At 34.5% G+C, this 20,087-nt stretch carries 22 protein-coding genes; 17 read left to right on the top strand and 5 right to left on the bottom strand.

The window, feature by feature from the left end; all coding sequences use genetic code 11:
• Window position 1: 1 nt before the first annotated feature.
• The 7 genes from AAT17_RS11985 to AAT17_RS11955 all read left to right on the top strand — a co-directional run bounded on the left by AAT17_RS11985 (window position 2) and on the right by AAT17_RS11955 (window position 5,656).
• The gene (locus AAT17_RS11985; RefSeq protein ID WP_060524634.1) at window positions 2–652 is read left to right on the top strand and encodes a redoxin domain-containing protein; all 651 of its coding nucleotides are present in this window, start codon (window positions 2–4) and stop codon (window positions 650–652) included.
• Window positions 653–738: 86 nt separating this feature from the next.
• Window positions 739–2,151 (top strand): rhodanese-like domain-containing protein, encoded by a 1,413-nt coding sequence (locus tag AAT17_RS11980; protein ID WP_042280327.1) that lies wholly within the window; start codon window positions 739–741, stop codon window positions 2,149–2,151.
• A gap of 3 nt (window positions 2,152–2,154) precedes the next feature.
• Window positions 2,155–2,472, top strand: coding sequence for a rhodanese-like domain-containing protein (locus AAT17_RS11975; protein ID WP_060524631.1), 318 nt, complete (start codon window positions 2,155–2,157; stop codon window positions 2,470–2,472).
• Window positions 2,472–2,873, top strand: coding sequence for a rhodanese-like domain-containing protein (locus AAT17_RS11970; RefSeq protein WP_060524629.1), 402 nt, complete (start codon window positions 2,472–2,474; stop codon window positions 2,871–2,873). Before AAT17_RS11975 ends, AAT17_RS11970 begins: the two co-directional genes overlap by 1 nt.
• Window positions 2,874–2,877: 4 nt before the next feature.
• Entirely contained in the window at window positions 2,878–3,696 is an 819-nt protein-coding gene (gene kdsA, locus AAT17_RS11965) for a 3-deoxy-8-phosphooctulonate synthase (RefSeq protein ID WP_042280334.1), read from the top strand.
• A gap of 163 nt (window positions 3,697–3,859) precedes the next feature.
• Window positions 3,860–4,354, top strand: a complete 495-nt coding sequence (locus AAT17_RS11960; protein ID WP_060524626.1) for a DUF2807 domain-containing protein — start codon at window positions 3,860–3,862, stop codon at window positions 4,352–4,354.
• A 117-nt stretch (window positions 4,355–4,471) separates the two neighbouring features.
• On the top strand, window positions 4,472–5,656 hold the full coding sequence (locus AAT17_RS11955; RefSeq protein WP_060525096.1) for a cytochrome-c peroxidase: 1,185 nt from the start codon (window positions 4,472–4,474) through the stop codon (window positions 5,654–5,656).
• Here AAT17_RS11955 and AAT17_RS11950 read toward each other — a convergent pair.
• Together AAT17_RS11950 and AAT17_RS11945 are read right to left on the bottom strand one after the other, a co-directional pair.
• Window positions 5,649–6,392 (bottom strand): glycoside hydrolase family 25 protein, encoded by a 744-nt coding sequence (locus tag AAT17_RS11950; protein ID WP_082586967.1) that lies wholly within the window; start codon window positions 6,390–6,392, stop codon window positions 5,649–5,651. The genes AAT17_RS11955 and AAT17_RS11950 overlap by 8 nt on opposite strands.
• Window positions 6,393–6,414: 22 nt before the next feature.
• Complete coding sequence (locus AAT17_RS11945; RefSeq protein ID WP_060524624.1) at window positions 6,415–6,771, bottom strand: DUF1801 domain-containing protein; 357 nt, start codon at window positions 6,769–6,771, stop codon at window positions 6,415–6,417.
• A gap of 75 nt (window positions 6,772–6,846) precedes the next feature.
• Between AAT17_RS11945 and AAT17_RS11940 the strand changes: the two genes are divergently transcribed.
• The 10 genes from AAT17_RS11940 to ettA all read left to right on the top strand — a co-directional run bounded on the left by AAT17_RS11940 (window position 6,847) and on the right by ettA (window position 16,871).
• Window positions 6,847–10,092 (top strand): S41 family peptidase, encoded by a 3,246-nt coding sequence (locus AAT17_RS11940; protein ID WP_060524622.1) that lies wholly within the window; start codon window positions 6,847–6,849, stop codon window positions 10,090–10,092.
• 100 nt (window positions 10,093–10,192) lie between these two features.
• The gene (locus tag AAT17_RS11935; protein ID WP_060524621.1) at window positions 10,193–10,831 is read left to right on the top strand and encodes a hypothetical protein; all 639 of its coding nucleotides are present in this window, start codon (window positions 10,193–10,195) and stop codon (window positions 10,829–10,831) included.
• Between the two features lie 3 nt (window positions 10,832–10,834).
• On the top strand, window positions 10,835–11,128 hold the full coding sequence (locus AAT17_RS11930) for a transcriptional regulator (RefSeq protein ID WP_082586966.1): 294 nt from the start codon (window positions 10,835–10,837) through the stop codon (window positions 11,126–11,128).
• 2 nt (window positions 11,129–11,130) lie between these two features.
• Window positions 11,131–11,646: a hypothetical protein gene (locus tag AAT17_RS11925; RefSeq protein ID WP_060524618.1), complete on the top strand. Its 516-nt coding sequence runs from the start codon at window positions 11,131–11,133 to the stop codon at window positions 11,644–11,646.
• 4 nt (window positions 11,647–11,650) lie between these two features.
• On the top strand, window positions 11,651–13,024 hold the full coding sequence (locus tag AAT17_RS11920; protein ID WP_082586965.1) for a DUF4173 domain-containing protein: 1,374 nt from the start codon (window positions 11,651–11,653) through the stop codon (window positions 13,022–13,024).
• 266 nt (window positions 13,025–13,290) lie between these two features.
• Window positions 13,291–14,076, top strand: a complete 786-nt coding sequence (locus AAT17_RS11915; RefSeq protein WP_082586964.1) for a DUF1361 domain-containing protein — start codon at window positions 13,291–13,293, stop codon at window positions 14,074–14,076.
• On the top strand, window positions 14,066–14,440 hold the full coding sequence (locus AAT17_RS13580) for a DUF2809 domain-containing protein (RefSeq protein WP_082586963.1): 375 nt from the start codon (window positions 14,066–14,068) through the stop codon (window positions 14,438–14,440). The genes AAT17_RS11915 and AAT17_RS13580 overlap by 11 nt, the downstream gene beginning before the upstream one ends.
• 146 nt (window positions 14,441–14,586) lie before the next feature.
• Entirely contained in the window at window positions 14,587–14,769 is a 183-nt protein-coding gene (locus AAT17_RS11910; protein WP_042280350.1) for a CAL67264 family membrane protein, read from the top strand.
• A gap of 1 nt (window position 14,770) precedes the next feature.
• Complete coding sequence (locus AAT17_RS11905; protein WP_060524612.1) at window positions 14,771–15,187, top strand: hypothetical protein; 417 nt, start codon at window positions 14,771–14,773, stop codon at window positions 15,185–15,187.
• Window positions 15,180–16,871 carry an energy-dependent translational throttle protein EttA gene (ettA, locus tag AAT17_RS11900; RefSeq protein ID WP_060524611.1) on the top strand — a complete coding sequence of 564 codons (1,692 nt, stop codon included), beginning with the start codon at window positions 15,180–15,182 and terminating at the stop codon, window positions 16,869–16,871. Before AAT17_RS11905 ends, ettA begins: the two co-directional genes overlap by 8 nt.
• Before the next feature lie 90 nt (window positions 16,872–16,961).
• On the opposite strand, the gene AAT17_RS11895 is transcribed toward ettA, so the two are convergent.
• From AAT17_RS11895 to AAT17_RS11885, 3 genes are read right to left on the bottom strand one after another with little or no spacing between them, the layout of a single operon-like run.
• Window positions 16,962–18,404, bottom strand: a complete 1,443-nt coding sequence (locus AAT17_RS11895) for a DUF389 domain-containing protein (protein WP_060524609.1) — start codon at window positions 18,402–18,404, stop codon at window positions 16,962–16,964.
• Window positions 18,404–19,483, bottom strand: a complete 1,080-nt coding sequence (locus tag AAT17_RS11890) for a mannose-1-phosphate guanylyltransferase (protein WP_060524607.1) — start codon at window positions 19,481–19,483, stop codon at window positions 18,404–18,406. Before AAT17_RS11890 ends, AAT17_RS11895 begins: the two co-directional genes overlap by 1 nt.
• Window positions 19,476–20,078: a SprT-like domain-containing protein gene (locus tag AAT17_RS11885; RefSeq protein WP_042280358.1), complete on the bottom strand. Its 603-nt coding sequence runs from the start codon at window positions 20,076–20,078 to the stop codon at window positions 19,476–19,478. Before AAT17_RS11885 ends, AAT17_RS11890 begins: the two co-directional genes overlap by 8 nt.
• Window positions 20,079–20,087: the final 9 nt, after the last annotated feature.

Below are 20,087 nucleotides of genomic sequence, written 5' to 3'. Positions count from 1 at the left end.
TATGAAAATCGTGAAATTTTTGAGTTTAAGTGCAGTAATACTTATGGCTGTTGTCATTACCAGTGGTGTAATAGACACCAAAGTAATGGGATACGATGTTGCTGCCACTATACAAGAGTCTGGTTATAAAGTAGGTGATGTTGCTACAGATTTTTCTCTTAAAAATATAGATGGTAAAATGGTGTCCTTATCAGATTACAAACAGGCCAAAGGGTTTATTGTAATTTTTACATGTAATCATTGTCCTTATAGTGTGGCTTATGAAGATAGAATTATTGCTATTGATAAAAAGTATAAGGAATTAGGATATCCTGTAATTGCAATCAATCCTAACGATACCGAAACTTATCCTGCAGACAGTTATGAGAACATGATTGTAAGAGCTCGAGAAAAAGGTTTTACATTTCCTTATCTATTTGATGAAGGCCAAAAAATATATCCACAATATGGTGCCACAAAAACTCCGCATGTTTATTTGCTAAAAAAGGAAGGACCTAGAAACGTAGTTCGTTACATAGGAGCAATAGACGATAATCATAAGGATGCGAGTAAAGTTAAAAATCATTTTTTAGAAGATGCTTTGCAGGCGCTTTTAAACAACAAAAAAATAGAAAATACCTATACGAGAGCCATAGGTTGTAGTATTAAATAGGTATATTGTTATAATCTATTGACTTGACCTAATTCAAGGGACATATCCCTATCATAATTTCTTATTTTTGTCTTAAAATTAGAATTATGATATTGGAACAATATTATACAAAATGCCTAGCTCAAGGAACTTATTACATTTCTAGTAATGGCGAGGCTGCGGTAATAGATCCACTACGTGAGGTACAACCTTACATTGATAGAGCTGCTCAAGAAGGAGCTACAATTAAATATATATTTCTTACTCATTTTCATGCAGACTTTGTATCTGGTCATGTAGATCTAGCAGATAAAACTGGTGCCACAATTGTTATCGGGCCTAATGCCAGTACTAGTTACGCTTTCGCGAAAGCGGAACACCAACAAAGTTTTTCTATCGGTGACATTACACTTACCTTGTTACATACTCCTGGACACACCATGGAGTCCTCTTGTTATTTATTAAAAGATGAAACAGGTAAAGCAGAGGCAATATTTACAGGAGACACGCTTTTTATAGGCGATGTAGGGCGTCCTGATCTTGCAGTGAAATCAGATCTAAGCACAGAAGATCTTGCTGGTCATTTATATGATAGTCTACGCAATCACATCATGCCCTTACCAGATGACATCATTGTTTATCCTGCTCATGGTGCTGGTAGTGCTTGTGGTAAGAATATGAGTAAAGAAACTAGCGATACTTTAGGTAATCAAAAGAAAACTAATTATGCTCTTAATCCTGATTTAACTAAAGAGGATTTTATCAAAGAAGTAACTACAGGAATTGCTGCACCGCCTTCTTATTTCCCTAAAAACGTGTGGATGAACAAGGGTGTGAACAGCAGTATTGACGAGATATTAAAAAGAGGAAATACACCTATTAATGCAAAATCTTTTAAAGCGCTCGCAGATGACGCAGAATATTTAGTACTTGATGTACGCAGTCCACAAGAATTTACCAAAGAACACATACCTGGAAGTTGGTTCATAGGTCTGGATGGACAATTTGCCCCATGGGTAGGAGCTTTAATAGAAGATATTGATCAAAAAATTATTCTAGTTGCACCTGAAGGACGAGAAGAAGAAGCAGTGACTAGACTAGCGCGAGTAGGTTACGACAACTCTCAGGGCTATCTTAAAGGAGGAATTAGTAGTTGGAAAACTGCAGGATATTCTATTTCAAGCATTGAAGATATTACAGCTCAAGAATTTATCGATGGACTAGAGTCTGGAATGATTGAACAACCGCTAGATTGTCGTAAACCTGGTGAGTATGAAAGCAGTCATGTCAATGGAGTACCTTTACATGCTCTAGATAACGTTCATTCCGAATTGAAACATTTGGATAAAACTAAAGTGTATACAGTTCATTGTGCTGGTGGATATAGGTCAGTGATTTTTGCCAGTATTGCTCAATCACAAGGCTTTAAGTTTAAAAATGTATTAGGTGGTTATGGAGCCATCAAAAAAACTGAATTAAAAAATCAAGAGTTGGTCACTACTAGTTCTTGTAGTATATAAATTATGAAAGATATTAACCAAGAGGAATGGAGAAAACTCATCGCTAACGATGAAAACGCTATCATTCTAGATGTTAGAACAAAAGAAGAAGTAACTGAAGAAGGAATTATTCCTGGTGCCCTGCACTATGACATTTATGAACCAGAAACTTTCATGAATGCCGTAAACGGCATGGACGCTTCTAAAAACTACTATGTATATTGTCGTGCTGGTGGTCGTAGCGCTCAAGCTTGTCAAATTATGAATCAATTGGGAGTACCAAACACCTACAATCTATTAGGTGGATTTATGGAGTGGGAAGGAGAAACAACGCACATTTAATGAAAACTATATATCGATTATTTTTTGTAATTCTATTTTCTATTTCCATAAGTTCTTGTTTTCAAGATAAACCAGGTACAATTATAAAAGTTTCACCCGAAGAGGCTGAATCCTTAATTGAAACAAACAAGGTAAAGCTTATTGACGTGCGCAAAGATCTTGATTTTAATAAAAAGCATCTTAAAGGCGCAGTTAATATGGAGATAGAAAATACAGATCTCGAAAAGATTTTATCTTCACTAGATAAAGAGGAACCATTATTACTCTATTGTAATAAAGGTGGTCAAAGTGCTCGTTGCGCCAAAATTCTCGAGGAAAATGGATTTCTAAAAATTTACGACCTAACGGGAGGAATTCAACAATGGGAAAAAAGTGGTCGTAAAGTAATTGTACAGAATTAAAATTATGGATTTAAAACAAGTTCCAAAACTTAAGCATACCGATAGTAATAATTTCTTTTTACTTGCTGGCCCTTGTGCTATCGAAGGTGAAGAAATGGCTTTAAGAATAGCTGAGAAAGTTGTACGTATAACAGATGATTTAAAAATTCCTTACATATTCAAAGGAAGCTTTAAAAAAGCAAACCGTAGCAGGATTGACAGCTTTACTGGAATAGGTGATGAAAAAGCTTTAAAAATTCTAGAAAAAGTCTCAAAAACATTTGATGTTCCTACGGTTACCGATATTCATGAAGTAAGTGACGCACAAAAAGCGGCTCAATATGTGGATGTTCTGCAAATACCTGCTTTTTTAGTTAGACAAACCGATCTAGTAGTTGCAGCTGCACAAACAGGTAAGGTGGTTAACCTTAAAAAGGGGCAATTCATGTCACCCGAAGCTATGCAACATGCAGTTCAAAAAGTAAAGGACTCTGGTAGCGATAAGGCTTGGATTACTGATCGCGGTACCATGTTTGGTTATCAGGATATGATTGTTGATTTTAGAGGAATTCCTACCATGAGACAATTTGCTCCTACAGTACTAGATGTGACGCATAGTTTACAACAACCTAATCAATCTAGTGGAGTAACTGGTGGAAGACCAGATATGATTGAAACAATCGCTAGAGCAGGTGTCGTAAACCATGTAGATGGATTGTTTATAGAGACCCATTTTGACCCAGCAAATGCAAAAAGTGACGGCGCAAATATGCTCGACCTACAACATTTAGAAGGTTTACTGACAAGACTCGTAACTATCAGGAAAACAATTAGTTCGTTTTAACTATCGTTAACACAACGTTCAAAGTCAGGCTATCATTGGATTGCCTGACTTTTTTATTTCGATATATTCAAGTTATGTTTAAGAAATTGTAAAACAGTTTTTTATAACTGTAACAAAAAGGAACTTTGCATGTCTTTTAATAAGAACAACAAAATAAAATGCTATGAAAAAGTTACTTTTTTTGTTTGTTATTCTGGTAGCCGGAATTGCAAACGCTCAAACCGTAAAAAACACAGATGACCTTAAACGTGTAAAAATTCACGCTGATGCTGAAGTAGAATTCGTAAACTCTACATCGGATAAGGTTATGTTTAATCTCAATGAAGAAGATCTTAAAAACTTTACGATATCAACTGAAAACAACAGTCTGATCGTTCGACAAAATGGCTCAAGCGCCAAACCTCTTAAAATTAGAATCTACACTAACTCTTTAAAAGCACTTTCTGTTAAAGGAAATACACAAGTTTCTTTCTCAAAATTTAATTACGAAAAGTCTTTAATGGTAGAGGCCTTAAACGGAGCTCAAGTAGATCTTAACAATTTTAAGATTGGTACTTTAAACATCATAAGATCAGGAGATAGTTCTGTTGCTGCTGAACAAGCAAAAACAACTAAAGAAACTGTAGATGGAGTTTTAATTGCTGCTGTTGACAAATAATTTATCACAAAAAAAATAGTAAAGCGTCTCATTTTTTTGAGGCGCTTTTTTTTATTTTTTTTAAAATTGTTAAACTTTTGTTAGATATGTAAGTCTAAACTTAAAAGTTAGTTGAAAATGGGAAAAAGTCATTTTATAGTTTCGATTTGTTTATTAGTCTTGAGTACCATCTTTATAGGTTGTCAAGACTCTAATGATGAAGTAATTTTAACCGAGCAAGAGATTCTTAATAATCATTTTACAAACATCAATTTATCTACAACACTACCCTATCAAAATACTCAAGTACCTAACTATATAAGATTCGTAAATACAGGAAATGATGTTGAAAATGAAAAAGCGCAATTAGGTAGAGTTTTATTTTACGATAAAAACTTATCTATTGATAATTCTATTTCTTGTGCAAGTTGCCATATTCAGTCTCATGCTTTTGGCGATCTTAACATGGCAAGTATAGGTGTTAATGGAGTTACTACAAGACACAGTATGCGGCTAGTAAATGCCGGTTATAGACCAGGAACTTCTTATTTTTGGGATGAAAGAGCTAGTTCTCTAGAAGATCAAGTATTACAACCTATTCAAGATCATATAGAGATGGGTTTTAGCGGTTCCAATGACTCAAATACTTTGGAGTCTTTGGTTCAAAAACTACAATCCTTAGAGTATTATCCAGTACTCTTTAAACAAGTATACGGCAATGAACAAGTAACAATAGAAGGCATTCAAGAATCTTTGGCTAATTTTGTTTTAAGCATTCAGTCATTTGATTCAAAATTTGATGAAGGTCTTGTTCAAACTGGAAATATCAATACTCCATTTCCTAATTTTACCCTATCTGAAAATCGTGGTAAAAGACTGTTTAATACGCCAGCTGTCAATGGTGGTGCAGGTTGTGTGAGTTGCCATGCAGGTCCTGAGTTTGCCATAAGAGATGACATCCATAATAATGGTGTTATTGGAGTGCTTAACAATCCGAATTTAAATGATCATGATAATACTAGATCTCCTAGCCTACGTGATCTCACCGATCCCATGGGAAATTTAAATGGTCCTTTAATGCACGACGCCTCTTTGTCAACGCTGTTAGAGATGGTCAACCATTACAATCAAATTGATATAGCAAACCAGCAATTATTAGACCCTTTATTGTTCTCTTCTGTAGGGCCTAATGGACCAGTTGGTCAAGATTTACAACTTACTGAAACACAAAAGGAAGATCTCATCAACTTTTTAAGAACCCTTTCAGGCAACGCAGTCTATACTGATGAAAAATGGAGTAATCCATTTATTCAACCTAATTAATTAATAGTTTATTATATGTGTTCTCATCGTGGCGATAAACATTGCCATCAACAAGAGGCTTTATACCGGGAACAGCAAGCTTATCAGTAAACTGCCAAAAATCCCAATCACCTTCTGGTTGACCACGATAGCTGTAATTGGCAATCCACAGCCTAGGATAATTTTTAAAATAATCATCGCTAGATAAATAATCCTTGTAATAACTAGCTCCTGTATAAAGAATAGGAGCTACTCCATAATGTTTTTTAATAATAGAAATCCAATTTTTAAGTCCTTTTCTCAGGTTTTCTATTGATTGTATGCTAGAGACATCTTCAATATCAAGAACAGGTGGTAAATCACCTTTCTTTAAATCTACCGTTTTAATAAAATTTTTTGCTTGTTGAGTGCTGTTAACATTGGCCCAATAATAATGATAGGCTCCACGATTTATGTCTAAGACTTGTGACTCTTCCCAATTTCTTTTGAACCTTTTATCTTTTTCCACTCCTACAGTTGCCCTTATAAAAACAAATTGTAAGCTTCTTTCTGGATTAGGATAGGTCACCTTATCCCATTCAATTACTCCTTGATGATGTGACACATCAATTCCTTGAATACTATATTTTTCAATACGATTTTCAAAATGAACGTTAGTTGGTTTAATTGATGAAAAGTTGCTGTAATCTCGATAAAAATAAAATGCTACGACTAGAGAAATAACGGCAATGACCAATAAAATTTTAGACCTCTTCATGTATAACTGTCTATTTAATACGTTATCTATTCAGTCTAAGATTTTGTAATTCTATCAAGGTTTCTAACAACACTTTATTGTCCATATCGTCCATAGAAAAATACCTCAACGACCTCATACGCTTACGCCTTTCACCAGCAACCAATTTATTATGTTTATTGGATAATTCACTGCCATATGCTAGTCCTAGGTCCACATATTTCTTTCTAAAATTTATATAACAAAACATGATATTTCCCTTTAGGTAATAAAAAGGTAAACTCCATTTATATTTTAGAACGGCATCTGGGAAATTGGAACTTATAAATACGTGTAAGTCCATCATGATATGATTGAAAGGTTCTGGAGCTTTGTAGATATAATCTTCTGCCGGATTCATGTGGTCAAATTAGTGGTTATTACGCTTTCGCGAAAGCGTAATTTCGTAAATTTAAGCTCTGACTAAAATAAAATTATGAAAACTATTTTCTTCTTTTTCTTCCCTATTTTAATTTTTGCTCAAGGTAGTAGGTTGCTTAGACAGCCAACTATTCATGAAAATAAAGTTGCTTTTGTTTATGCTAACGACTTGTGGTTATCAAGTACCGATGGTAGTCAAGCTATTAGATTAACTTCACATGAAGGCTATGAAAGTGCACCCCATTTTTCTCCAGATGGTAAACATATAGCATTCACGGGACAATATGACGGAAATATAGATGTGTATGTGATTCCCACTAATGGAGGTTCACCTGAACGTTTAACCTACCATCCTGAAGGAGATTTTGTACAAGGCTGGACTCCTGATGGAGAGATTATTTTTAGAAGTGGTAGATCAGGAACTCCAACTAGACTTAATAAGTTTTACACCATAGGAATCAGTGATGCATTTCCAAAAGAAATGCCCTTAACCCGAGCTAGTTATGGAGAAATCTCGCCTAATGGAAAGTATGTTGCCTATACTCCAATTACCAGCTGGGATCCAGAATGGCGCAACTATCGCGGTGGACAAGCCATGCCCATATGGATTGTTAACCTCTCAAATTTTGAATTACAAACAACACCACAAAAAGATCAAGAAAGGCATTTGGATCCAGTATGGATAGATGATACCGTCTATTACCTTTCGGAACGGGATTACACTTCCAATATTTGGTCGTTCAATATTCACACGAAAGAAGAGAAACAAATTACTTTTCATAAAAAATTTGATGTAAAAAGTCTTGATGCAGATAAGAATCAAATTATTTATGAACACGCTGGCTATTTAAAACTTCTCAATCCCATAAATGGTGATACAAAACAAATTGTTATTAATGTAAAGGCCGACATCAATGATTATCGACCGCACTGGAGTGAGATAAAGGACAAAGATTTACAAAATGCTGATATTTCTTCTAATGGTAAACGGGTGTTGTTTGAACATAGAGGTGAGATTTTTACTGTCCCTAAAGAAAATGGTTCGTGGAGAAATATTTCAAAAAATTCATCTTCTGCAGATAGGAATCCAATTTGGTCTCCAAAAGGAGATAAAATAGCATATTTTAGTGATCTCACAGGTGAATACAAGCTGTACATTACTGATATTTTTGGAGAAGTAGAACAAGAGATTTCAATCCCACAAAGTACTTTCTTTTTTAAGCCTGCTTGGTCTCCTGATGGTAAGTATATCGCTTTTACAGATACTCACTACAATCTTTGGATAACCAATTTAGAAACCTCTAAAAGCTATATTGCAGATACTGATACCTATGCTCACCCCAATCGAACGATGAATCCTACCTGGTCACCCGATAGTAAATGGGTGGCTTACTCAAAACAACAGGAAAGTCATTTTAAATCTATTCAAGTACACAACATAGAAAATAAAAATACTTTTCAAATAACCCATCCATTGGCTGATTGTATAAGTCCTGTATGGGATAAAAACGGTAAATACGTCTATACACTTGCAAGTACAGATTATGGACTTGAATCAGGTTGGTTAGACATGAGCAATTATGACCCAAAAACTTCACGTAATCTTTATGCTGTTGTTTTAAATAAAACAGATAAAGCTCCTGTGACTATAAGTAGTGATGAAAGTATAGCGAAAACAGCTTCCCAAGAAAAAGATAATGATTCCAATAATGCAAATGAAGCAAAGAATGTAGTCATAAATCAAAATGGAATATTTGAAAGAATGGTGAGTTTAAAATTACCAACAGAACAGTATGTTGAGATGTTTGCCGGACCTGAAAATGAGCTTTTTATCTTACGAAAAAGTGATCGTAAAGTAGGGAAAAATAAAGGTGAATTAATAAAATACAATATTCCTAAAGAGAAGTTTGATCTGTTTATTGATGATGTTTCAAAAATTAAAACATCAATCGATGGTAATCAAATTTTACTCTATTCACAGAATACCTGGAAAAGCACTTCAACAAATTCAAAGACTGTAAAGAATGATGATAAAATAAAAACGAATCTTAAAATGCTTGTAGAACCTCAAAAAGAGTTTCAACAAATATTTAAAGAAGGATGGAGATATATGAGGGATTTTCTTTATGTCGACAATATTCATGGGGCTCCATGGGATGAAATTTATGAGTGGTACTCACCATGGGTAAAACATGCCCAACATAGAACGGACTTGAACTATATCATTGATATAATAAGCGGTGAAGTAGCAATAGGTCACAGCTATGTTTCAGGCGGTGACCTGCCTGATGTTAATCGAGTTCCTACAGGCCTTTTAGGGGCAGATATTACGTTGAAAAAAAATGGTTATCAAATTTCTAAAATTTATTCAACCGGAGCTTACAACCCAAATCTTGTTTCTCCTTTATCAATCCCAGGTTTGGATATTCAAGAAGGAGATTACATCATTGAGGTAAACGGTGTTAAAGTATCACCAGATTCTAACATTTATAAATTATTTGAACAAACGGCTAATCGTGAAATACAAATTACAGTATCAAAGGAAGCAAGTGGTAAGGCATCAAGAAAACTTATGGTTAAACCTATTCAATCAGAAAGAGGATTACGTACAGAAAATTGGATTGAAAACAATAGACGTAAAGTCGATGAAATGTCTAATGGTCAATTAGCTTACGTTTACGTACCTAATACCTCACAAGCTGGATTTGTATCCTTCAACAGATATTACTTCAGTCAACAAGATAAAAAAGGTGTTATTATTGATGAAAGAAATAATGGTGGTGGTAGCGCTGCAGATTATATAATCGATATTTTGAAAAGAAAACCATTCGGTTATTTTAATAGTAAAGCAGGAGATAGAAAACCTTGGACCACGCCTATGGCAGGAATTTTTGGACCTAAAGTGATGATCATAAATGAAAGAGCTGGATCTGGAGGAGATTTACTACCATATATGTTTAAGAAAGCTCAATTAGGTCCATTGGTAGGTACAAGGACTTGGGGTGGACTAGTAGGTACGTGGGACACTCCTAACTTTATAGATGGAGGAAGAATGGTTGCTCCAAGAGGTGGATTTTATGATTTGCAAGGGAATTGGGCTGTTGAAGGAGTAGGTGTATCGCCGGATATAGAAGTGATACAAGAACCTAAAGAAACTGTAAAAGGCAAAGATCCACAGTTGGAAAAGGCAGTAAAGGAAGCTTTAAAATTATTACCTAAAGAAGAATTTATATTCAAAAAAGATCCTGCCGATCCTGTGAGGTGGAAGAGGCCTGATGGTTATCAAAATGATCAAGATTAAATGAAGTCAAAAAGTCCTGAAATAATTCAGGACTTTTTGATTCTAAAACTTTGTAGAATTAAATATTTAGTTTTACTTTGTATTTCAAAGTTCTTTTAAAATGACAAAAGAAAAGTATCTACAAGACATCGCCGAAATTAAAAACATCATGAATCGGTCCACACGATTCATATCGCTTTCAGGATTGAGCGGTATACTAGCAGGGTTTTATGCCATTATCGGTGGAATAATCGGTTTTTTTATTTTACAAAGAGCTCAAATCAATGGCTACACCGATTCATTCGACAGAATGATATCTACATCTTTCAATCAAAATACGAGTGTTCAAATCATTCTTGTAGCAATCGTAGTACTTGTCCTTGCTGTAATAACTGCTTTTTTCCTAACTAAAGCAAAAGCTAAAAAGTATAACCAAAAAATATGGACGAAACAATCTATAAGATTGGTTCTTAATTTTTTAGCTCCATTAAGTATAGGTGGCTTGTTTACATTAATCATGCTGTACTATGGATTTATAGGATTAGTTGCACCGTGCATGCTTATCTTTTATGGACTAGCCTGCATGAATGCAGCTCATTTCACACTAGGGACAGTTAAGTATTTAGGTCTTACTTGCGCTATTTTGGGGTTATTGAACTTATTGTTCATTGGATATGGCCTCTATTTTTGGGTGGCTGGTTTTGGAATTTGCCATATTTTATATGGAAGTATTATGTATATTAAATATGACAAGCAATAACCAGTGAGTATCATTGATAAGTTAAATAAAGCATTTGATCATAGAATAAGATTAGGAATCATGTCTATTCTAATAGTTAACGATGCTGCAGATTTTAAACAACTTAAAGAAGAGTTAGGAGTTACCGATGGTAATCTAGCTAGTCATACCAAAGCTTTAGAAAAAGAAAAATATATAAGAGTTGAGAAATCTTTTATAGGTAGAAAACCAAATACCAAATACATTATAACTCAGCACGGTAAAGAAGCCTTTACCTCTCATATTAATGCGTTAGAAAAATTAATTAAAAATGGCTAATTATGAATAAACTATTTTTTTTACCTATTTACTTTGAATTTCAAAGTACTTTAAAAACAATTAGAGAAACCTTAATTTCGTCTCTATTTAGAATATCAAGTCAGATTTATATCGCGATAAAACCTGCATCACCGTGGGATATATCTGTAAAAGAATTGCTGCAATATCATTATACCACACTGGGATTTCATTTGGGATGCTTTTTACTCAAACATGATTTTACACCACAGCCTAAATGTGAAGATCATGACATCTTCCACCTAATCACAGGATATGATATAGACACTTCTAATGAAATTGCGATGCAATTTTGGTTATACGGTAACGGCAAGCGCAGTTACTACATACCTATTGCTTTATTAGCTGGTATTCTATTTTATCCAGACTCCTACTCCTTATTTAAGACTGCTTTGAAAAATGGTCGGGAATCATTGCCGGTTTATCACAAAAATTATCGGGATCTATTACACATTCCGATTTCACAATTAAAACCAGTTAAAACAACTTATAAATTATAGCATCATGAAATCAATTTTATCCATATTAGGTGGTATCGTCTTCGCTTACCTTTTTTATTCACAAGGAATGGGATTAAATACTGTTTTTTACACCGTATTTATATTAATTATTCTGGCACTTCAACAAAAATTTGTTCTCCTTAAAAAACCTGTACTAGTTAGTGCTTGCTTGTGGCTAGGAACTGCCATAGCAGTTAGTTGGCACAGTAATAAACTTAATAATTTTATGTACTGCCTTATGGGGATACAGACCATAGGAGCTGTTGTTTATCACCAATCGAGTATTTACATCAAGTGGATAAATGGAATTTTTAATATACTATTCGGTTCATTACATCGCTTTTTTGAAAAGCCACAAACAACTCAAATTAAGGAGAAATCTAGTACTAGCTTCCTACAATCCTTGAAGTACTTTGGCATCCCGACTTTCCTCCTAATAGTATTTCTCTTGCTGTATGCCAACTCAAATCCTGTCATGCAAAATATATTGGATAATATCGATTTTTCATTTCTCAATGGTTTATGGATTTTTACAGCATTTTTAGGCTCTTTACTCACAGCGAACATTTCTATGGGTCAACCTGTTGAAGAGTTAGTCAAATTTGATAAGAATTCTAAAAATGAGCTGCTAGTTCCTTCGCATTTAGACCTTTCACTATGCAAAGAGCAAAATAAAATAGGAACTTATTCCTTAATAGCGCTTAACGTTCTATTGATTTTCTTTTTAATTACAGAGTTTGTGTTTATCACTCAAATAACTTATCAACCTGCTACATCCCTGTCTAATGCTGTTCATCAAGGAGTCTATACCAGTATAGCTAGTATTGTTTTGGCTCTTATAATTATCGTTTATTTTTTCAGGGGACAGCTTAATTTTTTCAAAAAAAATCAATCATTGCGCAAAATAGCTTATTCATGGTTGGTTTTAAATCTTATCCTAATCGGTAGCGTATGTATTAAAAATTATACCTACATAATTAATTTTGGACTCACTCCTAAAAGATTAGGAGTGATGATCTACTTATTCTTATGTGTTATTGGGATTATTACAGTATACCTTAAAATCAAGCACAAACTTACCTTTACCTATTTACTGCGACGTAATTCCTATATCGCTACTATACTCTTAGTAATGTACAGCTGGGTAAATTGGGACGCAATAATGACTTCTTACAATATATATAACAATCATATTGATACTGAATTGTTCTATGGACTATACCCTGGAAACGCGCTTATTCTTCAGGAAAATCCATCTATCAAAAAACAAATAATAAAGGAAGTGTATTCGCCTAAAATAAGTGAAAAATCAACTAAAAAAGACTGGCAAAGCAAAACCTATCTGGACCTTCAATTAGACAATCATGACACTTACTAAACTAAAAACTGTTCCCAATTTATGGTTGGTAATTCGGGTAGGATGGTCTTGTCTTGTCTTGGGTACCATAATATTTCTTTGTGGATTGATGTTTCCGCATTATTACATCTATATTTTGGTATACTTGTACGTCATTTTTAGCGTAATTATTTCATTGATAGCATTACTCATTGCTGTCATTACAATTATGATTAATAAAAGAAATTGTCAGTTAGGCCTAATTGCTATCTATTGCCTATTAATTAACATACCTATCGCCTACTGGTATGCCCAAATTATCATCAGTTATGCATAAATATTCTAGTAAATTAATTCTAGTTCTTAGTATTTTAAGTTTATTTATGCTCATGGTACGTATTAAGGTAACCACGAGTTTCTATGGTTTGTTTATGGTATGGAATTTATTTCTAGCCATTATTCCTTTACTTATCATAAGGATCACATCAACCTTTCAAAAAAGCACATTTACCCAAATGGTGTTTTGGTTACAGACCAATTCTATTTTTTATAGGATTAATGATGATAAATCACGCTTTCGCGAAAGCGAACTCTACTTCCCTACTCTAAAATCCTCAACGACTTCTACATATGCTAAACGAGCTATTATTGTAATGTTTTTGATGGTATGGTTATTATTTCTACCCAATGCGCCTTATATGGTTACAGATATGATTCATATTTCTAACTCGCAGGATATGTGGTTACATTTTGATATTGTGAATTATGGTTTGTTTGGATGGTGTGGCCTTGTCATATTTTGTAATGGATTGTTTGAGGTTAATGCATTGATTAAAAGAGAATGGGATTGCCATCCTTTACTATTTCCTGTAATCAGTATCACTTTAATCGTACTTTGCTCGCTGGGTATTTATTTAGGTAGAGAATTAAGGTTTAATAGTTGGGATTTACTTACTTCACCTTATGAATTATTCAACGATATTATCAATACTCTAAGTTCGCTTACACATAACATAGCGTTGCTATCCCAATTGGTCGCCTATACGGTACTTCTTAGTATAAGCCTTATCATGTACAGTAACTATGCAAAATAAAATTCACATTATTCTTGCTATTTGTTCATTTGCTATAATGGTTATCATTGAACGTTTTATAAATGATTCCTTTATTCGGCCGTATATGGGCGATGTCATTGTGGCCATTTTTATTTATTGTTTGTTCAAAATTTTCTTTTCATGGTCTGCAAGATCAACAGCTTTAATAAGTTTGACAATTTGTTACCTAGTAGAAATACTACAATACATAAACATAATTTCTATTTTAAATTTAGAGAACTATCACCTAGCCAGAATTATAATAGGCACTAGCTTTTCCTGGTATGATATTTTATGTTATACAACAGGAGTATTGATCATTGTATGTTTTGATTTGAGATATAGTGAAAATAAGCAACCCTAAAACTCCATATATCATTACTATTTTTTAAAACAACCATTAAATTCAAACAGCAAATGGTGGTTTTACGTATTATTTTATTTTACTACAGACGTCTTACTTTATTATTATCGCTAGATGAAACTTATCTTTGTACTTTAAATTTGATTATGGCATTAAACAAAAACGGAGTATTAGGATGGGCTACTTTAATCATGATCATTATTGGATTAGGGCTCATCGCACTAGGAGCATTTAAGTACAGTGAGGTAGCTGGTTATGGATTTGCAGCAGTAGGAGTGGGATTTTTTGCTATTGCATGGGTTTTCAATGCTTTAAAAGGTCGCGTTTAAATTGAAGCATCGTATCGTATTTCAAGATCAAACTGCTAGAAAGTATGTCGCTTTCACCTCTATAGGAATAACTCTTATAGTTGCTGGTGTGCTTTTACTGTTCACAAGTTTAGAAGAATACGTGGCGTACTTGGGTATAGGAATAGGGATAGCCCTGTTTTTTTATATAAACATAAACTCTTTTCGCAGTACACATTTCATTTCATACAACCGTAAAGGAATAACTTTACAGTTACTAGGCAGAAAAACAAACGGTTTTAGCTTTAACCAGTTACAAAAAGTATCTCTAGAAGAAAAAGGGCTGCTTATAAAATTAAAAGGTGGTGAGGTTATTACGCTTTCGCGAAAGCGATACCTAGAACAATCTCTACAACAATTATTTACAATTTTAAAGACAAAAACATCATCCCATGAGTGACGATAAACAAGTAATTTTTTCCATGCAAGGTCTTTCTAAGACCTACAGAAGTACTGGTAAACAAGTACTAAAGAATATTCATTTAAGTTTTTTCTACGGTGCCAAAATTGGTATCCTAGGTCTTAATGGTTCTGGTAAATCCACCTTACTTAAAATTATTGCAGGAGTTGAGCAAGATTACCAAGGTAATATTCATTTTCTAGACGGTTACAACGTAGGGTATCTAGAACAAGAACCTCAACTAGACGATGATAAAACAGTTATGGACATTGTAAAGGAAGGAGCTGCAGAAACTGTTGCCGTTCTTGAGGAATACAATTCCATTAACGATCAATTTGGACTACCAGAAGTCTATGAAGACGCTGATAAAATGCAAAAATTAATGGATCGACAAGCTGTGCTTCAAGATAAAATAGATGCACTCAATGCTTGGGATCTAGATACCAAACTAGAAATCGCCATGGATGCGCTGCGCACGCCACCTGGTGACGCTCAAATTAAAAACCTGTCTGGTGGTGAACGTCGTCGTGTTGCATTATGTAGGTTGCTATTACAAGAACCAGAAATTTTATTACTGGATGAGCCTACCAACCACCTCGATGCAGAATCTGTTTTGTGGCTAGAACAACACCTAGCACAGTATAAAGGTACCGTTATAGCGGTAACTCACGATAGATATTTCCTTGATAACGTGGCTGGATGGATTCTTGAATTGGATCGTGGTGAAGGTATTCCTTGGAAAGGAAACTATTCTAGCTGGTTAGATCAAAAAAGTGAACGACTTGCCAAAGAGGAAAAGCAAGAGTCCAAGCGCCGTAAAACATTACAGAGAGAACTAGACTGGGTTCGTCAAGGTGCAAAAGGTAGACAAGCTAAACAAAAAGCGCGTTTAAATAACTATGACAAATTGTTGAATGAAGATGTAAAACAAAAGGAAGAACGTCTTGAAATTTATATACCAAATGGACCACGTCTAGGAACTAATGTGATTGAAGCATCACATGTGAGCAAGGCCTTTGGAGATAAGTTATTATATGAAGACCTTAATTTTACTTTACCGCAAAACGGAATTGTGGGAATTATAGGACCTAATGGTGCTGGAAAAACCACCATTTTCAAAATGATAATGGGACAAGAGCAACCTGATAGCGGTACATTTAATGTAGGAGAAACGGTAAAACTTGCCTATGTAGATCAAAGTCATAGTGATATAGACCCTGAAAAAAGTATTTGGGAAAACTTTGCCGATGGTCAAGACCAGATAATGATGGGTGGTCGTATGGTAAATTCTAGAGCTTATTTAAGTAGATTTAATTTCTCAGGATCAGAGCAGAATAAAAAAGTTTCAACGCTGTCTGGTGGTGAGCGCAACCGTTTACACCTAGCTATGACCCTAAAGGAAGAAGGTAACGTCCTTTTACTGGATGAGCCTACCAATGATCTAGATGTAAATACTTTAAGAGCGCTTGAAGAAGGTCTGGAAAACTTTGCTGGTTGTGCCGTAATTATTTCTCACGATAGATGGTTCCTTGATCGTGTGTGTACACACATAATCGCATTTGAAGGAGACTCACAAGTATACAGTTTTGAAGGTAGTTTTACCGAATATGAAGAAAACAAGAAAAAGCGTCTAGGTGATGTAACACCTAAACGTATAAAATACAAGAAGTTGACTAGAGATTAGTTATTAATTGAATTCCATAAAAAAATCCGTTTTGCACAGTTGCAAAACGGATTTTTTATTTTGTTTAGATATCTATCTTCTAAAGTCGTATTACTGACTTAATGAATCCATAGCTTGATATTTCACTTCATTTACCTGAACACGCTCACTCTTCAATCGATATTTTAACCAATTATAGATATTCTCTTTGATTACTTTTTTATTCTCCTCATCCAGAAGTGAATCTTTGAAAGAAATCGTAATCACCTCGGTACTGTCCATTTTTTTTGTTGCGTAATCTCTAGTATGATTCATAGCTAGTCCCATACTACCTATTTGAGGATATAAATACCCCAATTCATCTAGTAAGATATCTTTATCCTTAAATTTATTACTAACTAATCTCAATTGATTTTCAAGCGCCTCAATGCGAGAATCTTTATCTCGTATAAGTTTAAAATCTTCAATACGTTCCTCTTGAATTTTGGCAAGATCTTCATTCTGAGAATCTATGATAGTACGACTACCTTGAACAAAGGTCACGGTACATTCTTCAAGATCCTCCATTTGGTAGAATTGATCTTCCCATTCTTTAATTTTCTCTTCTGGAACTTCTTTACCAACTACGCTCATTATGAGCTCCTTCTTTTCCTCGTTCCAAATAGGTGTAAAAATAGAACCCTTGTAGTTTAGGGATTCTACAAATTCTAATCTTGCTTGTTTATTAAGCTGGTCTTGATACAATTGATAAAAAAAGAAAACCGATGGTAACAGAACAATGATCCCAACTGCAGTAGCAATACGTGAAATACGCTTTCTTTTTGCTTGATTAGCATATTTAACCATTGGAAAATTAAGCAACTTGCAGACAACAAATGTCGATAATGCTATAAAAACCGCATTGATAGAGAATAAATATATAGCGCCTCCAAAAATACTTATATCCCACATCGCAATTCCGTATCCTGCCGTACACAATGGTGGCATTAAGGCTGTAGCAATTGCAACACCTGCGATAGCATTTGACATAGTACCTTTTTTAGATTTTGCCACAATTAACGCCAGTCCACCAAATATGGCTATAAGCACATCTAGAAAAGTAGGGAATGTCCTATTCTTAAGTTCATCATTAAACTCAACAAAAGGCGAAATTTTAAAATAGATGGTTGCCGTAAGAAGAGACAATCCCATCATTACCATAAGGTTGATTAAGGAACGACGTAACATTTTTTCATCATTAATCGCTGTACCTAATCCCATTCCTACAATAGGTCCCATAAGTGGTGAGATTAACATGGCTCCAATCACGACTGCTGTAGACCCTACATTTAATCCGATAGAAGCTACCATGATAGAGAAAATCAAAATCCATGCGTTGTGCCCTTGAAAGGAAATATCCTTGCGCACAGATTCAACTGTCTCACTACGATCACTATCTTCTCGTATGTCTAGCAATTCATTTAAAAAAGCCTTTACATTATCCCAAATCCCAGAAATCTTTTGTTGATTTTCCTCGAGTTTGTCACCAGGTTGTGTTGGATTATTTTGCTCCATTATCCTATTTCGTCTCCGTATTTATTAATTGCACTTTGGCGTATTTGTTTAATCTCCTGCTCAGCTGTTTTTGGTATTATCATGAGTACATCATCCTCGTCAACAACTATATAGTTTTCCAGTCCTTGAATGATTACCTTTTTATTAGTATCAGTTTTTATGATGTTGTTACTTGAATTTATAGCGGTTACACTAGAATTAACTATAGCATTATTGTCGCTGTTTTTTTCGAGTTTGTCAAATAATGAACCCCATGTACCTAAATCATTCCAACTGAAATGTGCAGGAATTACGTTTACGTGATTACTTTTCTCTAGTATCGCATAATCAACTGATATATTTTCAGCTTTTTGATAGTTTTCTTCTAACCATTCGTTTTCATGGGTTGTGTTGTAAACCTTATAACCGTTTTTAAATAATGTGGTTAATGCAGGTTGCGCTTTCGCGAAAGCGGAAACGACACCATCAACATGCCAGATAAAAATACCTGCATTCCATAAAAAAGTACCTTTTGCCAAAAATTCTTTAGCCGTTTCAAGATTAGGCTTTTCTCTAAACTGCTTTACCTTTTTTACCTGATTAGATGAAGGTTCAAATTCAATATAACCATAACCCGTATTGAGTGATGTAGGAGTGATTCCCAATGTCATAAGATCATGACGATTTTGTGAGCAATGATCAAAAGCCGTTTCTAAATTCTCATTAAATAAATGTTCTTCTTCAATATAATGATCACTAGGAGCCACTATCATTGTAGCATTGGGATTCATTTTTTGAATTTTGAGAGCTGCTAGTAAAATACATGGCGCAGTGTTACGCATAGCAGGCTCTGCCACGATATGTGTATCCTGCATGAGCGGCAATTGTTTTTTAACCAATTCTACATAGTCTGCATTGGTTAAAACTAAAATATTGTCTACAGGAATAGTAGCACTCAATCTATCATAAGTCATTTGTAACAAAGACTTACCAATTCCCAGCATGTCGTGGAATTGTTTAGGAAATTTTTGTTTGCTTACTGGCCAAAATCGGGATCCTACTCCACCAGCCATAATAACGGCGTACCTGTTCTTACTCATTTGTCTTCATTAAGGTTACTTGAGCATTGGGTTGAAAAACATACATTTTACCTGAATCGAGCTCAAGACATTCATATCTTTTGCGCAGTCTTTTACCTAGCTGGTATAATTTGCCATTACTTGCAACAAACCTACTGCCATACGGTAATTCAAATATATAATTTTTATCGGTCTCGGGATCATAACGACGCAACGCAATACTCATCAATGCATCAGTATCACTGCTAGCTCTGGGGTTTTTAAAATGCTTGACTACCACTGGTAAAAGATCACTTGGATAAATATCGGGCCTTAAAAAGGGTATCATCATTTTTTGAAATGTGTGCTTCCACTCTACTCCGTGTGGTTGAATATTTCGTCCATATTTTTGAAAAGCAACTAGATGGGCTAGCTCGTGTACAAGTGTTATTAAAAATCGATACTTATTTAAATTACTATTTATAGTGATATGATGCAATCCACTCGCATCACGACGATAATCTCCATGCCTAGTTTTTCTTTCATGAACAATTTTTAATTGAACCTTAAATTCCTTTAATAAGGCATGTATAGGTGCTACGGTTAATTTAGGTAAGTACTTTTCTAAAAGATCCACTTCATTTAC

Origin of the sequence: Nonlabens sp. MIC269 (genome assembly GCF_001430865.1) — a bacterium.
GTDB classification, from domain to species: domain Bacteria; phylum Bacteroidota; class Bacteroidia; order Flavobacteriales; family Flavobacteriaceae; genus Nonlabens; species Nonlabens tegetincola.
Note: the sequence above shows the minus strand (reverse complement) of the source record. Positions and strands in the feature narration are given on the sequence as shown.

What these genes read in the sequence shown, in the direction of transcription:
- AAT17_RS11985 (WP_060524634.1), top strand. Translation starts at nt 2, where the DNA reads ATGAAAATCGTGAAATTTTTGAGTTTAAGTGCAGTAATACTTATGGCT.
- AAT17_RS11980 (WP_042280327.1), top strand. Translation starts at nt 739, where the DNA reads ATGATATTGGAACAATATTATACAAAATGCCTAGCTCAAGGAACTTAT.
- AAT17_RS11975 (WP_060524631.1), top strand. Translation starts at nt 2,155, where the DNA reads ATGAAAGATATTAACCAAGAGGAATGGAGAAAACTCATCGCTAACGAT.
- AAT17_RS11970 (WP_060524629.1), top strand. Translation starts at nt 2,472, where the DNA reads ATGAAAACTATATATCGATTATTTTTTGTAATTCTATTTTCTATTTCC.
- kdsA (WP_042280334.1), top strand. Translation starts at nt 2,878, where the DNA reads ATGGATTTAAAACAAGTTCCAAAACTTAAGCATACCGATAGTAATAAT.
- AAT17_RS11960 (WP_060524626.1), top strand. Translation starts at nt 3,860, where the DNA reads ATGAAAAAGTTACTTTTTTTGTTTGTTATTCTGGTAGCCGGAATTGCA.
- AAT17_RS11955 (WP_060525096.1), top strand. Translation starts at nt 4,472, where the DNA reads ATGGGAAAAAGTCATTTTATAGTTTCGATTTGTTTATTAGTCTTGAGT.
- AAT17_RS11950 (WP_082586967.1), bottom strand. Translation starts at nt 6,392, where the DNA reads ATGAAGAGGTCTAAAATTTTATTGGTCATTGCCGTTATTTCTCTAGTC.
- AAT17_RS11945 (WP_060524624.1), bottom strand. Translation starts at nt 6,771, where the DNA reads ATGAATCCGGCAGAAGATTATATCTACAAAGCTCCAGAACCTTTCAAT.
- AAT17_RS11940 (WP_060524622.1), top strand. Translation starts at nt 6,847, where the DNA reads ATGAAAACTATTTTCTTCTTTTTCTTCCCTATTTTAATTTTTGCTCAA.
- AAT17_RS11935 (WP_060524621.1), top strand. Translation starts at nt 10,193, where the DNA reads ATGACAAAAGAAAAGTATCTACAAGACATCGCCGAAATTAAAAACATC.
- AAT17_RS11925 (WP_060524618.1), top strand. Translation starts at nt 11,131, where the DNA reads ATGAATAAACTATTTTTTTTACCTATTTACTTTGAATTTCAAAGTACT.
- AAT17_RS11920 (WP_082586965.1), top strand. Translation starts at nt 11,651, where the DNA reads ATGAAATCAATTTTATCCATATTAGGTGGTATCGTCTTCGCTTACCTT.
- AAT17_RS11915 (WP_082586964.1), top strand. Translation starts at nt 13,291, where the DNA reads ATGCCCAAATTATCATCAGTTATGCATAAATATTCTAGTAAATTAATT.
- AAT17_RS13580 (WP_082586963.1), top strand. Translation starts at nt 14,066, where the DNA reads ATGCAAAATAAAATTCACATTATTCTTGCTATTTGTTCATTTGCTATA.
- AAT17_RS11910 (WP_042280350.1), top strand. Translation starts at nt 14,587, where the DNA reads ATGGCATTAAACAAAAACGGAGTATTAGGATGGGCTACTTTAATCATG.
- ettA (WP_060524611.1), top strand. Translation starts at nt 15,180, where the DNA reads ATGAGTGACGATAAACAAGTAATTTTTTCCATGCAAGGTCTTTCTAAG.
- AAT17_RS11895 (WP_060524609.1), bottom strand. Translation starts at nt 18,404, where the DNA reads ATGGAGCAAAATAATCCAACACAACCTGGTGACAAACTCGAGGAAAAT.
- AAT17_RS11890 (WP_060524607.1), bottom strand. Translation starts at nt 19,483, where the DNA reads ATGAGTAAGAACAGGTACGCCGTTATTATGGCTGGTGGAGTAGGATCC.